16 protein-coding genes and 1 pseudogene are annotated in these 14,828 nt (G+C 61.8%); 14 read left to right on the top strand and 3 right to left on the bottom strand.

Annotated elements, in window-relative coordinates:
- The 5 genes and pseudogenes from HP499_RS05600 to HP499_RS05580 all read left to right on the top strand — a co-directional run.
- A pseudogene (locus HP499_RS05600) lies at positions 1–314 on the top strand (3-isopropylmalate dehydratase small subunit); the annotation flags it as partial.
- A 209-nt stretch (positions 315–523) separates the two neighbouring features.
- A complete protein-coding gene (gene murA, locus HP499_RS05595; RefSeq protein ID WP_172322915.1) occupies positions 524–1,849 on the top strand; it encodes a UDP-N-acetylglucosamine 1-carboxyvinyltransferase in 1,326 nt (441 codons plus the stop codon).
- An 11-nt stretch (positions 1,850–1,860) separates the two neighbouring features.
- Positions 1,861–2,634 (top strand): 1-acyl-sn-glycerol-3-phosphate acyltransferase, encoded by a 774-nt coding sequence (locus HP499_RS05590; RefSeq protein WP_172322914.1) that lies wholly within the window; start codon positions 1,861–1,863, stop codon positions 2,632–2,634.
- Positions 2,631–3,683, top strand: coding sequence for an NAD(P)H-dependent glycerol-3-phosphate dehydrogenase (locus HP499_RS05585; RefSeq protein ID WP_172322913.1), 1,053 nt, complete (start codon positions 2,631–2,633; stop codon positions 3,681–3,683). The genes HP499_RS05590 and HP499_RS05585 overlap by 4 nt, the downstream gene beginning before the upstream one ends.
- Positions 3,683–4,819 (top strand): D-alanine--D-alanine ligase family protein, encoded by a 1,137-nt coding sequence (locus HP499_RS05580; protein WP_172322912.1) that lies wholly within the window; start codon positions 3,683–3,685, stop codon positions 4,817–4,819. Before HP499_RS05585 ends, HP499_RS05580 begins: the two co-directional genes overlap by 1 nt.
- Positions 4,820–4,852: 33 nt before the next feature.
- On the opposite strand, the gene HP499_RS05575 is transcribed toward HP499_RS05580, so the two are convergent.
- Positions 4,853–5,362 carry a DUF3515 family protein gene (locus HP499_RS05575; RefSeq protein WP_172322911.1) on the bottom strand — a complete coding sequence of 170 codons (510 nt, stop codon included), beginning with the start codon at positions 5,360–5,362 and terminating at the stop codon, positions 4,853–4,855.
- Positions 5,363–5,484: 122 nt separating this feature from the next.
- Between HP499_RS05575 and HP499_RS05570 the strand changes: the two genes are divergently transcribed.
- The 4 genes from HP499_RS05570 to rsmD are packed head-to-tail and all read left to right on the top strand — an operon-like array spanning position 5,485 to position 10,457.
- Positions 5,485–6,498, top strand: coding sequence for a thiamine-phosphate kinase (locus HP499_RS05570; RefSeq protein ID WP_172322910.1), 1,014 nt, complete (start codon positions 5,485–5,487; stop codon positions 6,496–6,498).
- A gap of 22 nt (positions 6,499–6,520) precedes the next feature.
- Complete coding sequence (locus tag HP499_RS05565; protein WP_253951419.1) at positions 6,521–7,600, top strand: DAK2 domain-containing protein; 1,080 nt, start codon at positions 6,521–6,523, stop codon at positions 7,598–7,600.
- Positions 7,590–9,845 carry an ATP-dependent DNA helicase RecG gene (locus HP499_RS05560; RefSeq protein WP_172322909.1) on the top strand — a complete coding sequence of 752 codons (2,256 nt, stop codon included), beginning with the start codon at positions 7,590–7,592 and terminating at the stop codon, positions 9,843–9,845. Before HP499_RS05565 ends, HP499_RS05560 begins: the two co-directional genes overlap by 11 nt.
- 45 nt (positions 9,846–9,890) lie before the next feature.
- Positions 9,891–10,457, top strand: a complete 567-nt coding sequence (rsmD, locus tag HP499_RS05555) for a 16S rRNA (guanine(966)-N(2))-methyltransferase RsmD (protein WP_172322908.1) — start codon at positions 9,891–9,893, stop codon at positions 10,455–10,457.
- Here rsmD and HP499_RS05550 read toward each other — a convergent pair.
- On the bottom strand, positions 10,454–11,266 hold the full coding sequence (locus HP499_RS05550; protein ID WP_172322922.1) for a spermidine synthase: 813 nt from the start codon (positions 11,264–11,266) through the stop codon (positions 10,454–10,456). The two genes, rsmD and HP499_RS05550, sit on opposite strands and share 4 nt — an antisense overlap.
- Positions 11,263–12,528 (bottom strand): aminotransferase class I/II-fold pyridoxal phosphate-dependent enzyme, encoded by a 1,266-nt coding sequence (locus HP499_RS05545; protein ID WP_172322907.1) that lies wholly within the window; start codon positions 12,526–12,528, stop codon positions 11,263–11,265. Before HP499_RS05545 ends, HP499_RS05550 begins: the two co-directional genes overlap by 4 nt.
- A 35-nt stretch (positions 12,529–12,563) precedes the next feature.
- Between HP499_RS05545 and coaD the strand changes: the two genes are divergently transcribed.
- From coaD to HP499_RS05520, 5 genes are all read left to right on the top strand, one after another.
- Positions 12,564–13,064 carry a pantetheine-phosphate adenylyltransferase gene (gene coaD, locus HP499_RS05540; protein ID WP_172322906.1) on the top strand — a complete coding sequence of 167 codons (501 nt, stop codon included), beginning with the start codon at positions 12,564–12,566 and terminating at the stop codon, positions 13,062–13,064.
- Positions 13,065–13,230: 166 nt separating this feature from the next.
- Positions 13,231–13,758, top strand: coding sequence for a DUF177 domain-containing protein (locus HP499_RS05535; protein WP_081733237.1), 528 nt, complete (start codon positions 13,231–13,233; stop codon positions 13,756–13,758).
- Between the two features lie 33 nt (positions 13,759–13,791).
- Complete coding sequence (rpmF, locus tag HP499_RS05530; protein WP_011775139.1) at positions 13,792–13,995, top strand: 50S ribosomal protein L32; 204 nt, start codon at positions 13,792–13,794, stop codon at positions 13,993–13,995.
- Between the two features lie 23 nt (positions 13,996–14,018).
- Positions 14,019–14,729 carry a ribonuclease III gene (gene rnc / locus HP499_RS05525; protein ID WP_172322905.1) on the top strand — a complete coding sequence of 237 codons (711 nt, stop codon included), beginning with the start codon at positions 14,019–14,021 and terminating at the stop codon, positions 14,727–14,729.
- A gap of 6 nt (positions 14,730–14,735) precedes the next feature.
- The coding region (locus HP499_RS05520; protein ID WP_216659766.1) for a DNA-formamidopyrimidine glycosylase family protein at positions 14,736–14,828 on the top strand (93 nt) is incomplete at its 3' end.

The following is a 14,828-nucleotide window of genomic DNA, read 5'->3' as shown; positions in this document are numbered from 1 at the left end:
ATATCTTCCGCGGAAACTCCGGCAAGCAGGGCCTGCTGGCCGCCCAGGTGGCGCAGGACGATATTGAACTCATCTGGAAGGTGCTGGAGAACGCTCCCGGCACCGAGGTCAAGGTTGATCTGGTGAGCAAAACCGTGGAGTGCGGCAACGTCGTGGCTCCGTTCGACATTGATGACTACACCCGATGGCGGCTGTTGGAAGGCCTTGATGACATCGGCCTGACCCTGCAGCACGAAGAAGACATCACGGCCTATGAAGCTACCCGGCCATCATTCAAGCCGAAGACGCTTCCCGCCAAGGTCGAGGCTGGATAACGCCTTCAGCCAAGGCTGCAGAGCTATGGATTGCTGACCGGTGGACACTCTGGGGGAGTGTCCACCGGTCCTTTTTCGTCAAGGGCCCATCGATGCCTGAAACGTGCCGCGGAAGGTGCGTCCATTTCGGTTCGGTAACGCAAGCTTCTATGCTTAGCTGGAGCCTTTGTAAGTTTGGGGGGCGAGTAGTCGTGAGGAAACCGGTATAGATGAGTAGTGTTCTGACAATCCGCGGTGGCGTCCCGTTAACTGGACGAGTGACCGTTCGCGGTGCCAAGAACCTGGTGCCCAAGGCCATGGTGGCGGCGTTGCTGGGCAGCGAACCATCGGTGCTGAGGAACGTGCCGGAAATCAAGGATGTAGAGGTTGTCACCAGCCTCTTGAAGCTGCACGGTGTGACAGTCGTGAAGGATCCGGTCACGGGGGACCTCACCCTGGATCCCAAGGACGCCAAGACGGCTTCCAGTACAGCCATTGACGCCCACGCCGGGGATTCCCGTATACCCATCCTGCTGTGCGGACCCCTGATCCACGCCATCGGCGAGGCCTTCATCCCTGATCTGGGTGGCTGCAAAATTGGCGACAGGCCCATCGACTACCACTTGAACGTGCTGCGCCAGTTCGGTGCAGTGGTGGAAAAGCGCCCTGGCGGCATCCACATCTCAGCACCGCACGGCCTCCACGGTGCCAAAATCTCCCTCCCGTATCCTTCGGTTGGTGCCACCGAGCAGGTGCTGCTGAGCGCCACTCGGGCCGAAGGCATCACTGAACTCATTGGTGCCGCCACTGAGCCGGAGATCATCGACCTCATTGCGGTCCTGCAGAAAATGGGCGCCATCATCAGCGTCCAAACGGACCGCACCATCAGGATTGAAGGCGTCAAGGATCTTCGCGGGTACAACCACCGTGCTCTTCCGGACCGCAACGAGTCCGCGTCATGGGCTTCCGCTGCATTGGTGACCCGGGGCGACATCTTCGTTGAAGGCGCCTCCCAGCGGGACATGATGACTTTCCTCAATACCTACCGCAAAGTGGGCGGCGGGATGGACATCGGCGACGACGGCATCCGCTTCTACCACCAGGGCGGCAAGCTCTCGCCGCTGGTCTTGGAGACGGACGTGCACCCAGGCTTCATGACGGACTGGCAGCAGCCGTTGGTAGTGGCCCTGACTCAGGCCGAGGGGGTTTCGATTGTTCACGAGACCGTCTACGAGAACCGGTTCGGCTTTACTGATGCTTTGGCCCGGATGGGCGCAAACATCCAGGTGCACCGCGAGTGTTTGGGCAGTGTCCCGTGCCGGTTCGGGCAGCGGAACTTCCTTCACTCCGCCGTCATTTCAGGACCCACCCCGCTCCGCGGCACCGACATCGATATCCCGGACCTTCGGGGCGGCTTCAGCCACCTTATTGCGGCACTGGCAGCCACCGGTACCTCCAGGGTGACCGGCATCGACATCATCAACCGCGGTTACGAGCGCTTCACCGAAAAGCTGGCCGGCCTGGGCGCCGACTTCGATATCACCACCACCAAGTAGCGGGGGATCCTTTGAAGGAATCGGCCAAGAGCCGTGCCACGTTCATGCTGCTGGCGGGCCTGGCGCGCCCCTTGATGAACCTTCTGATGGCCAAAAAGTGGGAAGGTGTTGAAAACCTTCCACCCGGTGGCTTCATCGCTGTGCCAAACCACTGCACCGAGATCGACCCCATCGTTATCGGACACATGGTTTACAACCAGCAACGGCCACCACACTTCCTGGCGAAGAAGGGTCTTTTTAAAGTGCCTGTGCTCGGGAGCTTGTTGGATGCAACCAAGCAGATACCCGTTGAACGCTCGACGGCGGGAGCGAACCGCTCGCTGCAAGTCGCCAAAGAGGTGGTGGATGCCGGCGGTGCCATCATCATCTATCCCGAAGGCACCCTGACCCGGGACCCGGATCTGTGGCCCATGAAGGGCCACACAGGAGCTGCCAGGCTCGCGCTGCAAACAGGCGCGCCTGTTGTCCCCATGGCACACTGGGGTGCGCAGGACGTCTTCCCGCGTTATGCCAAGCGCTTCCACATTTTCCCGCGCAAGACAGTGCGGGTCCTCGTCGGGAAACCGGTGGACCTCAGCGCTTTCGCCGACCGGCCGATGGACCGCGCCACCCTGACTGAGGCAACAGAGGTGATCATGGATGCCATTACCGGGCTCCTGGCGACCCTTCGCAACGAGCCCGCACCGGCCGAGCGCTGGGATCCGGCTGTTCACAAACAGTCAAAGCACGGCCGTTTCGTAGAGCGCGGATCCTCCGATGCGCCGGAACCCGAGGAAGGTAAATGACCATTCTTCAGAGCCCTGCCCGGGTCCCGGACATCGTGGCGGTTTTGGGTGCCGGATCGTGGGGCACCACGTTTGCCAAAATCCTTGCCGATGCGGCAGCGGCCGCCGGCGTTGAGCGAAGCATCCGGATCTGGGGCCGACGTCCCGAGGTGGTGGAGCAGATCAATTCGCTGCACCGCAATACGCAGTACCTGAAAGACATTGAGCTCCCCGAAACCGTCACCGCGTCCACGGATGTGGCGGAAGTACTGAAGGACGCCGCCTTGGTGGTGCTCGCTGTTCCCGCCCAATCCTTGAGGCCACAACTGGGCGAGTGGAAGCCGTTACTGGCCCCCGATGCCGTGGTGGTATCCCTGATGAAGGGATTGGAGCTGGGGACCGATGCCCGGATGAGTGAGGTCATTGCGCAGGAACTGGGCCTTCCCGCATCCCGGGTAGCAGTGGTTTCCGGTCCCAATCTGGCGATGGAGATTGCCAGGGAGCAACCCACGGCCTCTGTGGTTGCTTGCAGCGACGCCGATACCGCCGCTGCCATTGCTCTGTCCTGCACGGCACCCTATTTCCGGCCATACACCAGCACGGATGTTGTGGGTGTGGAAATCGGCGGGATCGTCAAGAACGTCATCGCCCTTGCTGTGGGCATCTGCGAAGGCCGGCAGATGGGCGACAACACCAAGGCCTCGGTCATTACCCGGGGACTTGCCGAGACCTCGCGGCTCGCCCTGGCCCTCGGCGGTGAAGCCCAGACCATGGCCGGCCTGGCCGGCCTGGGCGACCTTGTGGCCACCTGTTCATCGGCGTTGTCGCGCAATCACACCGCGGGCCGCCTGCTCGGCGAGGGACTCAGCCTGGAAGAGGTCGCAGAACAAATGACGCAGACCGCCGAAGGCATTAAGTCCGGCGCCGCCGTGCACGAGCTGGCCGGCAAATTGAACGTTGAAATGCCCATTACGGCAGCCGTGGTAGCGGTGCTGGAAGGCAGAATGTCCGTAGATGACCTGGGACCGCGTTTGCTGGCCCGGGCACTGAAGTCCGAAGGCGACTACTGATGGTGATTGATCACTCCACCCCCGCGACGAACCGTCCCCGAGTAGCTGTTCTTTTCGGCGGGCGCTCCAGCGAACATGCCGTCAGTTGCGTCACAGCCGCAGGCGTCATGGGAGCCATCGACAAGAACAAGTACGAGGTCATTCCCATTGGCATCGCAAAATCGGGGCAATGGGTCCTGGCTTCGGGCGACACCAGCGAATGGTCCTTGAGCTCGGCAGCGCTTCCCGAAGTGGCGCCATCGGGAAAGACCGTTACCTTGGCCGAAGTGGGTGGCGAACACCAGCTGATCGTGACCGAGCCCAACGCCGTTCCGCAGGAGCTGGGATCCGTGGATGTGGTGTTCCCGCTGCTTCATGGTCCGTGGGGTGAGGACGGAACCATCCAAGGCCTCCTGGAACTCTCCGACACCCGCTATGTAGGTGCCGGCGTCCTGGCCTCCGCGGTGGGGATGGACAAGCATTTCATGAAGGTGGTGTTCGAGGCTGCCGGCCTCAGCGTTGGACCCTACATCGCAGTGACTGATCGCGAATGGCTGACAGATGCCGAGGCTGTCCGAAAGCGCGTGGACAAGCTCGGGTTCCCTGTGTTCGTCAAGCCCGCCCGCGCCGGTTCGTCCATGGGTATCTCCAAAGTGGATTCCCTGGAGGGGCTGGATGCGGCAATAGAAGAAGCCCGGCGGCACGATCTCAAGCTGGTGATCGAAGCCGGCATTGTGGGCCGCGAGATTGAATGCGCCGTCCTTCAGGGACGTGGCACCGACGCGCCCCGCACCTCAATGCCCGGTGAAATTGCGGTAGCAGCCGGGGAGCACCAGTTTTATGACTTTGCCGCCAAATACGTTGAAGATGGTGCGGCCGCTCTGAGCTGCCCGGCCGATATGCCGGAAGAAGCCATCAGCCGGGTCCGCGATCTGGCTGCCGTGGCTTTCGATGCCGTCGGAGCCGAGGGCCTGAGCCGCGTGGACTTTTTCTACACCCCCGCAGGCGAACTGGTCATCAACGAGATCAACACCATGCCCGGTTTCACACCAAAAAGCATGTACCCGCAAATGTGGGCGGCATCAGGCCTGTCTTATGGCGAGCTGATCGATGAACTTATTCATCTGGCCTTGACCCGGAAAACCGGCCTGCGCTGACGGGCGGCCCGTGGGCCGGTACAACTTGCAGGGCTACTTGCCGGACGGCAGGTTCTGCAGGTCTTCCTGGCCCACGCACTTGCCGGTGGCCTTGATCTTGCCGACTGCGGCTGCGAGTTCAGTGAGCACAGTTGCGGAGCTGATGTTAGCGGCTTCAAGTTTGACCGGATCGATCAGGATCTCAGTGGCAGGTTCCCGGCCAAACGTGGTGAGCGTGTAAACGGGATCGCCTTCCTTGATGACCCAATCGATGTCATTGACGCTCACGCAGCGGTCCGTGGTGGGCCCGGGAACATTCACTCCACATCGGAGAATGACCTGCGACGGCTCACCCCATGCTGCCGTGGCCTGGCTGTTGGTCTTGCGCAGCGAGGCATCGCCGATCCGGTCAGGCAAAGCAACCATCATCGGAGCGCAGGCCGGGTTGGCAGCGTCGGCCGCGGCCGTGACATCAACGGCAGGGGAACATGCCGACAAAGCGAGGACGGACGCAGAGGCCATGGAAACAGTCAGGGCTATCCGGCGGAGGGTCTTTCGGTGCATCCATCCAGCCTATCCCGCACGGGCGGCCCAACGGATCCGCGTATTCCCGGTCACATGTCCGCCGGCACTTCGGGGCAGCTGCGCGGCATTATTCTGTCAGTGGATCGCGATAGCGTAGAGCCGTGCCCGCAGAACAAATAACCGTCCAAGACCTTTCGGAATCCGAGCTCCTTGCCCGGATCTTTCCGCGCCTGAACCACAGCCCCGGCATCTTGCTGGGCCCGGGAGACGATGCCGCCCTGGTGGCCGCGCCGGACGGGCGCACCTTGATCTCCATCGACACCCAAACCCAGGACCAGGACTTCAGGTTGGAGTGGAACAACGGCTACCGGACTACCGGATACGACGTCGGGTGGAAGGCTGCGGCGCAAAATCTCAGCGACATCAATGCGATGGGCGGCAGCGCCACCTCCCTGGTTGTCAGCCTTACCATGCCACCGGAAACTCCCGTCAGGTGGGTCGAAGACTTCGCCGACGGCCTGACGGCGGCAATTATCGGATTGGGTGCCCCTGACTGTTCTGTGGCGGGTGGAGACCTCGGAAGGGGTCGCGAGCTGGCGGTGACGGTGGCCGTCGTCGGAACCCTCAGTGGCGTGGCGCCCGTGCTGCGTTCCGGAGCCAGGCCCGGAGACGTGGTGGCTGTTGCAGGGACCTTGGGAAGGGCCGCTGCCGGTTGGGCGTTGTTGGAAAGCACATTTCCCATGGACAGCCTGAACGAGGAACAGCGGGCGTTGGTGGAAAGCCAGTGCCGCCCGGAACCCCCTTTGGCTGCAGGGCCCTTGGCTGCGAGGGCAGGCGCAACTGCCATGATGGATATTTCCGATGGCCTGCTTCGGGATGGCAGCAGGCTTGCTGCGGCCAGCCAGGTTGCCCTTGACTTCGACCCTGTGGCCTTGAAGGCCAATGCTCTGCCGCTGGAACCCGCTGCCGTTTTCCTGGGCCGGGACGCAATGTCTTGGGTCCTGGGTGGGGGAGAGGACCACGGATTGCTGGCCACCTTCCCGGCAGGAATTCAGCTGCCGCAGGGGTTCACTGCGATAGGCTCAGTTCAAGCCGTTGTCGAGCCACCAGGCAGCGGCGTCCGGATCGCCGGGCAAGCTGCTGACACCGTTGGATGGGATCACTTTGCAGACTAAGATCGCCGCGAATGCGCACGCCATGAAACGTTGGCTAGGCAAGGCGGAGGTGGTCCTTGGCAACCACAGTGATCGCCTGAACGCGATTAACATCTTCCCGGTAGCCGATGGCGATACCGGCACCAACCTGTACCTCACGGTCCGTGCAGCGGTGTCCGCCCTTGATGGCACCACGCCGGATATTACCGAAACGGGTAACGACGTCGGCGCGGTTTTATCCCGCGCCGGACAAGCGGCCATGGAACAGGCACGGGGTAATTCGGGCACTCTGTTCGCAGTCTTCCTGTGTGCCGTTGCCGAGCCATTGGCCGGTAAATCGCGCCTGAGTGCCCCGCTGCTTGCCACGGCGTTGAACAGGGCCCAGATCCGGGCCTGGTCCGCGTTGAGTGAGCCGGTGGCAGGAACCATGCTTTCGGTTCTGGAAGCGGCCTCGGACGCTGCGCAGGCTGTGGATGCTTCCCAAAACTCCGACGACAGCAACCATGCCCTGGGCCTTGCACTTGACGCCATTGTGGAGGCTGCCTACCAGGCAGTGGTCCGAACCGAGGGCGAACTGGCCCAACTCCAGGAAGCCCATGTGGTGGACGCCGGAGGCGTGGGAATGCTGCTGATCCTGGACTGCCTGCGTTCTGCGGTCCTGGGTGAAGAACTCCAAGACGAGCTTCTGGACGGGCTCCACGGCTATAAGCTCCAGGACCCGCACATTCATGAGCGCATGCCTGCCGATGACGGCGTGGAAGTAATGTGCACCATCAACTTGTCCCCGTTGAACGCAGCCATCCTGAGGCAGCGCCTTGATGAGATGGGTGATTCGGTCATCATGAGCCAAGTGGGTGCTGCCCCGGGGCAGGACGATGACGACGAATCAACGGTTGAAGCGAGCTACCGGTGGAGGGTCCACGTCCACGTTCCGGATCCCGATCCCGCAGTGGCACTGATTCGTTCACTGGGCGAGCCTACGGACATCGCAGTCAGCCAGTTGGCCTTGCCCAGTGCGGATGGCGGCGGTGCAGATGGCGACAGTGCAGATAGCGGCAAGCCGGGTGCTCATGGGCGCCCGCAAGAGCCCAGCGTTACAGGCCAGTCACGGCATGATTACTGAACTGGAACTACCCCTCGAGCGCAGAATCGGCAAGAGGTCCGCAGCAGTCATTGAAAAGCACTTGGGCCTCAAAACCACAGGTGCGTTGCTGAACTACTTCCCGCGCCGGTATTTGAGCCGTGGCGAGCTGACGCCCATCAGCGATCTTCCGCTGGATGAAGAAGTCACCCTGATTGCACGGGTGTTGTCCAACACCACCCGCCAGATGCGGGCCCGGCGCGGATCCATTACTGATGTAGTGGTAACCGACGAGGCCGGTGGAAACGGGGTTCAAGGCGCCCTGAAAGTCAGTTTCTTCAACGGCTTCAGGGCCAAAGCGGAACTTCAGCCAGGCAGGCGGGCCATGTTCTCCGGAAAGGTCACCCGTTATGGCGGTGCGCTTGGCCTGACCAACCCGGACTTCCTGCTGCTGGATGAGGACCCGGAAGCTGAAGGCTCCCTCGACCCGGAGAAGCTCGCCGCCATGCCCATCCCGGTTTATCCGGCCACCGCTAAACTCACCAGCTGGTCCATCCATAAGGTGATCACCGCCTTGCTCCAGACCATGGAGCTTGAAGCCCTGGAAGACCCACTTCCCGCAAGCATTGTCCGCAGGGACGGGTTCCCCAGCGTAGCTGAGGCCTACCGGCTGATCCATTCGCCGGAGACAGCGAAGGATTGGCAACGCGCACAGGATCGTTTTCGGTACCAGGAAGCATTGGTGCTGCAGACTGCCTTGGCCAGGCGGCGAGCTCAGCTTGCGGCAGAGGAGGCCACCGCCCGCCGTGCCCGTCCCGACGGATTGCTCCGCAGCTTTGACCAAAACCTGCCGTTCACACTGACGGCCGGCCAATCCGCCGTCGGGAAGACGCTTGCTGAAGAACTGGCCCGGGATACGCCCATGAACCGGCTGTTGCAGGGCGAAGTGGGTTCCGGCAAGACCATTGTTGCCCTCAGGGCCATGTTGCAGGTGGTGGATGCCGGAGGCCAGGCCGCGCTGTTGGCGCCTACTGAAGTCCTGGCGGCGCAGCACTTCCACTCGATCCGCCGGACTTTGGGTTCGTTGGCACGTGACCATGTCTTTGGCGGGGCCGGAATGCTCGGTGGAGATTCGGGGCAGGAGTCGGTCCACGTGACCTTGCTGACGGGTTCCATGCCCACGGCGGCCCGCAAGCAGGCCATGCTGGACGCTGCCTCGGGAAACGCCGGAATCGTCATCGGCACCCACGCCTTGCTCAGTGATAGGACCAGCTTCCAGGACCTTGGCCTGATTGTGGTGGACGAGCAACACCGTTTTGGCGTCGAGCAGCGTGACGCCCTCCGGGCCAAGGCGCAGCGGCCGCCGCACCTGCTGGTAATGACGGCAACCCCCATTCCCCGCACGGTGGCCATGACGGTGTTCGGCGACCTTGAAACCTCCATCCTGGATGAGCTTCCGGCTGGTCGGGCTCCCATCTCCACGCATGTTGTGGGCCTGGTGGAAAACCCCGGTTGGGTGGACCGCATCTGGAAGCGATCGCGTGAAGAGGTTGACTCAGGCCATCAGGTGTACGTCGTGTGCCCCAAAATCGGAACGGACGACGACGGCGACTTCAGCCCGGGAGAAGCGGAACCCAGCGACGCCGAACTCGCGGACGAAGGATCGGCGCGGGAGTTGGCATCGGTGACTGCCGTCGTCGAGAGCCTTCTGCAGGAGCCGGCGCTGGCTGGTGTCCCGGTGGCACCCCTTCATGGCCGGCAGGACCCGCAGCTTAAATCGGAGACCATGGCGTCCTTTGCTGCCAACGAGGTCAAGGTGCTGGTTTCCACCACCGTTATTGAGGTGGGTGTGGATGTCCACAACGCCACCTTGATGGTGATTCTGGACGCCGACCGTTTTGGAATTTCCCAACTTCACCAGCTCCGCGGCCGGGTAGGTCGGGGTGGTTTGCCGGGAACGTGCTTGTTGGTGACCACTTTGGAGCCTGGCCATCCGAGCCGCCGACGCCTTGAGGCTGTGGCATCGACCACTGATGGGTTTGAGCTGTCCCAGGAAGATTTGAAGCTTCGACGTGAAGGGGACATCCTCGGGGCTTCCCAATCCGGGGGGCGCTCAACGCTGAAGTTGCTCAGGGTCCTGGACCATGAAGACATCATTGCCCGCGCACGCACGGATGCCCAGGGCCTGGTTGCAGAGGATCCCACGCTCCTGCATCAGCCGGGACTGGCCGCAGCAATCGATCAGTACCTGAACCCCGAGAAGGAGGCGTTCCTTGAACGCGGTTAGAAACCCAGGCGGCCCTCGAGGCGCGTCGGCATCCGGAGCAATCCTGTGAGCCGGATCATTGCCGGAGTTGGTGGTGGGAACCCGCTGACCAGCGTCCCCGGAACCGCTACGCGGCCCACTACCGACCGCGTCAAGGAAGCCCTTTTCTCCAGGCTGGAATCCTTGGCGGTCATTGACGATGCCCGGGTTCTTGACCTGTATGCGGGCTCGGGAGCCTTAGGCATTGAGAGCGCCAGCCGTGGTGCCCGCAGCGTGGATCTGGTGGAGTTTGATGCCAAGGCGAGCGACGTCTGCCAACGCAATGCTGATTTGTTGAACCAATTGCTGGGCGGAAAAAGAGTTTCAGTCCACCGCTCCAAGGTGGAGTCGTTCCTGGAGCGGACCCGTGAGGGCGTGCTGTGGGACCTGGTCTTCCTTGATCCGCCGTACCCTCTGGACGAGCCGGCCCTGAGCGCTGTGTTGACGAAGCTGGCGACACATCTGGATGAGGGGGCCGTGGTGGTTGTAGAGCGGAGTTCGCGGAGTCCCGAGCCGGAATGGCCCGGGACCATGGAATGCTTCGCCGACAAAAAGTACGGTGAGACCAAACTGTGGTTCGCCGAACCGGCTTAGCGGGTGGAACCGGACCCCTGGGCGGCAATCCGGTCCAGGTCCATTCCGGTGAGAACTGCGGCAGGATGCGGCCCGCGGGCCAGTAATTCCTTTGTCCATTCCGGGGACCATTTGCTGCGTGTGCCCACCAGGATAATATTCCCGGGATACCGGCCCTCAAACATGCCGGTTTCTGCGACCGCAGCGACGTCCGGCATGGCTTCCCGCAGGGCGGACACCTGGCTTCGCACCAGCGTCAGCGCCGGTTCGTCTCCCACATTGACGATCAGTACCCCCTCGGGACCCAATCGAGCCGCAGCTTCTTCGTAGAACTCCCGGCATGCGATGTGGGCCGGCGCTTCCGGCCCGGAGAAGATGTCGAGAATCACGACGTCGAATGCGGCCTCCGTGCCCAACTCCGCCAAGGCGTCGCGTGCGTCGCCAATATGGGTACTCAACAGAGTGCCCTGGGGCATGGGCAGCTTGTGGAGGACGAAATCCAGGAGTTCACGTTCCAGCTCCACGGCGTACTGCCCCGAACCGGGACGTGTTGCCTGGATGTAGCGGGCCAGGGTCAGCGCCCCCGCGCCCAGGTGCAGGGCTCGGATCGGTTCCCCGGGCCCGGCGGCCAAATCCACCACATGGCCGATCCTGCGCAGGTATTCATAAAAAATCTCCCGAGGATCTGCGAGGTTGACGTGGGATTGCTCGGCCCCGCCGATGCTGAGGATGAAGCTGCCCTCAATGAGGGTGTCTGCGTCTATGGTGGCGTGCTGTCCTGTGGTCCGGAGATAGCGGGAGGCGTGGTGTCCGGGGCCGGCGGTACTCAGAGCCGGTCCTTGAGTGAGGCGAGGCGTTCTGCCGCTTCTTCAAGGACTGATGTCTTCTTGCAGAAGGCGAAGCGCAGCAGGCTGCGGGTGCGCTCGGCTCCTTCAGGATGACAGAAGACCGGTACCGGAATTGCCGCGACTCCTACCAGTGCCGGGAGGCGCCGCGCCAGGTCCACGGAATCGCGGATGCCCAAGGGAGCCGTGTCCACATTGATGAAGTAGGTGCCGCTGGGGCTGTACACGCCGAACCCTGCCGCACCCAGTCCTTCGGCCAGAATGTCGCGTTTGTGCTGCAGGGTAGTGGCAATACCTGTGTAGAACTCGTCGGGAAGGCCAAGGCCAACAGCAATGGCGCCTTGGAAGGGCGTGCCCGAACTGTAGGTCAGGAACTGTTTCACTGTACGCACGGCAGAGACCAAGTGGTCCGGGCCGCTGAGCCAACCGATTTTCCAGCCCGTGAAGGAAAAGGTCTTACCGGCCGAGGAAATGGTGATGGTCCGTTCCGCTGCTCCCGGAAGGGACGTGACAGGGATGTGGTCCACACCGAAGGTCAAGTGTTCGTAAACCTCGTCACTGACAATGAGGGCGTCGTACTTGATGGCAAGCTCCACAATCTTGGCCAGGACCGGACGGGGAAAGACAGCGCCGGTGGGATTGTGCGGATTGTTCAGGAGCACCATGCGGGTTCGGTGACTGAACGCACTTTCAAGGGCTGACAGGTCCGGGAGGAAATCCGGGGCCTGCAAGGGCGCAGTAACGTGGGTGGCACCTGCCAGTCCGATGATGGCGCCGTAGGAGTCATAGAAGGGTTCGAAAGTCAGGACTTCGTCACCCGGCTGGATGAAAGCGAGCAGTGTTGCCGCGATGGCCTCCGTTGCTCCGGTGGTGACAAGCACTTCGGTCTCGGGGTCAGGGGTCAGGCCGTAAAAGCGCTGCTGGTGTGCCGTGATGGCTTCCCTCAGGACGGGAAGGCCTTTGCCGGGTGCGTACTGGTTGGCCCCGGATGCAATGGCCGACCGGGCTGCCCTCTTGATCTCATCGGGCCCGTCTTCGTCCGGAAAACCCTGGCCAAGGTTGATGGCCCCGGTGGAGACAGCGAGGGTGGTCATTTCCTCAAAGATGGTCACTCCCAGCCCTCCTTCCGGTGAGAGGAGGTTGGCCCCTGTCGCAGCCCGCTGCCAAGGTGCCGGGGTGGTGTCCGGAATGGTCCCGGCGCTCGTATCAAGGGAGGGTCTGGTGCCTGCGGATGCCATGTGTGCCATGGTATCCCGGCGAAGCTATGGGGTAGGTTCGTCTCATGAGACGAGCGGTATGCCCCGGATCCTTTGACCCTATCCACAATGGACATCTCGAAGTCATTGCCAGGGCCGCCGGCCTGTTTGACGAAGTCATTGTGGCCGTGTCCACCAACTACGCCAAGAAGTACCGGTTCGGCCTGGAAGACCGGATGGAAATGGCCCGCGAAACGCTGGCATCCCTTCGTGGAATCATTGTTGAGCCCATGGGTGAGGGGCTTCTGGCCGACTACTGCCGGCATAGGGGAGTATCTGCCATTGTCAAAGGCCTTCGCTCATCGTCTGATTTCGATTACGAACTCCCCATGGCCACCATGAACCGCCAGTTGGCCGGCGTCGAAACCGTGTTCCTTCCTGCCGAAGCTCACTACGTCCATTTGTCCTCCACGCTCATCAAGGAAGTGAACGTGCTGGGCGGGGATATCTCTGACTTTGTCCCCAAATCCGTGCTGAAACGGCTCCTCGCTGGCGAGCCTGCAACGGAACACCCGCGCAAAGGGTAGGCTTGATGGGTACCTCGCGCCCTTTCGCGGAGTGCCCCAAGCTGAAACCACCGTGCATTCGTGCGCGCCCGGCGTCGGTTTGAGTCCTCAAGCGTGATCAGGCTAAGATGGTACGTCGGTCATATGTTCTACAGGAGTTCTCATTAAGCGAGATGCAAGTTCGCCCTTGGCGCTGGTAGTCAAGGACCTTGGACGCAGTCCAGGGACCATGCGGACACTCAACGAGCATGTACCTGCGCCAAGTGACCTTGGTGTGGCGCTCATTGGTGTGAAGGAAGGCTCGGATATCGAGCTGGATCTTCGCCTTGAGGCCGTACACGAAGGAATTCTGGTATCCGGCACCGTAATCGTCGAAGTAACCGGCGAGTGCGGCCGATGCCTGGATCCCCTTGCGTATGACCTTGAAGTCAATGTGCAAGAACTTTTCTTCTATGAAGGCGTAGAGCTTTCGGGCGGAGAAGACGATGAAGAGCAACGTCGAGTCGAGTACGATCTAATCGATCTTGAGCCGGTGTTGCGGGACGCAGTTGTCACTATGCTGCCGTTCCAGCCGGTGTGCCGGGAAGACTGCCAGGGTCTGTGCTCCGAATGTGGAGCGCGCCTGGAAGACGAGCCGGGGCACCACCACGAGGTCATTGACCCTCGCTGGGCTGCCCTAGCTGATCTGGCTAAGACTGACCGGCAAACCGATTAGTAAGTGTTCGTCTAAGAGAGAAATGAGATAGCCGTGGCTGTTCCCAAGCGGAAAATGTCTCGCGCAAATACACGCGCCCGCCGTGCCCAGTGGAAGGCAACTGCCCCCAACTTGGTCAAGACCATCGAAAACGGTCAGGTTACCTACAGCCTGCCGCACCAGGCAAAGGTCGTTACTGACTCTGCCGGCACCGCGCTGTTCCTTGAATACAAGGGCCGCAAGGTCGCAGACGCCTAATCTGCCGTACAGGCTGACTAAGGATGTCTTCAACTGAAGAGCTTCTGAAGCGTCTCGGTGTCTCAATTGACACCGAGACGCTTCGTCTTGCTCTGACACATCGCTCATACGCGTATGAGAACGGCGGGATTCCCACCAACGAGCGACTCGAGTTCCTCGGCGACTCCATTCTGGGCTTCTCCGTCACCGATTCTCTCTACCGTGAGAACCCCACGCTGCCAGAAGGCGAACTCGCCAAGCGGCGATCCGCCGTCGTCAGTACGCGTGCGCTGGCCGGGATCGGCCGGGAAATCGGCGTTGGCGAGTTCATCTACCTGGGTCAAGGCGAGAAACTGACCGACGGTAAGAACAAAGCCTCCATTCTGGCCGACACCATGGAGGCATTGATCGGCGCCACCTACTTGTCCAACGACATGGAGACTGCGCGTCAATTGGTCATGCGTCTTGTGGGTCCGCTCCTCAAGGACGCAGGAGCCCTGGGCGCCGGGACCGACTGGAAGACCAGCATCCAGGAACTGACCGCCAGCCGGCAACTGGGAGCCATCCACTATGCCGTGGAAGGCTCCGGTCCGGATCATGCCCGTACCTTCGAAGCGGTATTGAACATTGGCGGGACACCTTATGGACGCGGCTCGGGCCATTCGAAGAAGGAAGCGGAGCAGGAAGCCGCCGCTGATGCCTGGCGTGCTCTGACCGCCTTGGATCCGGCTCCTACCGGCCCTGCTTCGTCTTGAACCTCCATGCCTGAACTTCCCGAGGTAGAGGTAGTCCGGCGCGGCCTGGCGCGTTGGGTCCGCGGCCGTTCCGTCACCGGCGTCGAGGTCCTTGATCCA

The sequence above is a fragment of the Paenarthrobacter sp. CM16 genome, from assembly GCF_013179505.1.
GTDB lineage: Bacteria > Actinomycetota > Actinomycetes > Actinomycetales > Micrococcaceae > Arthrobacter.
The sequence above is the reverse complement of the archived record's forward strand: the minus strand, read 5'-3'. Positions and strand labels throughout refer to the sequence as shown.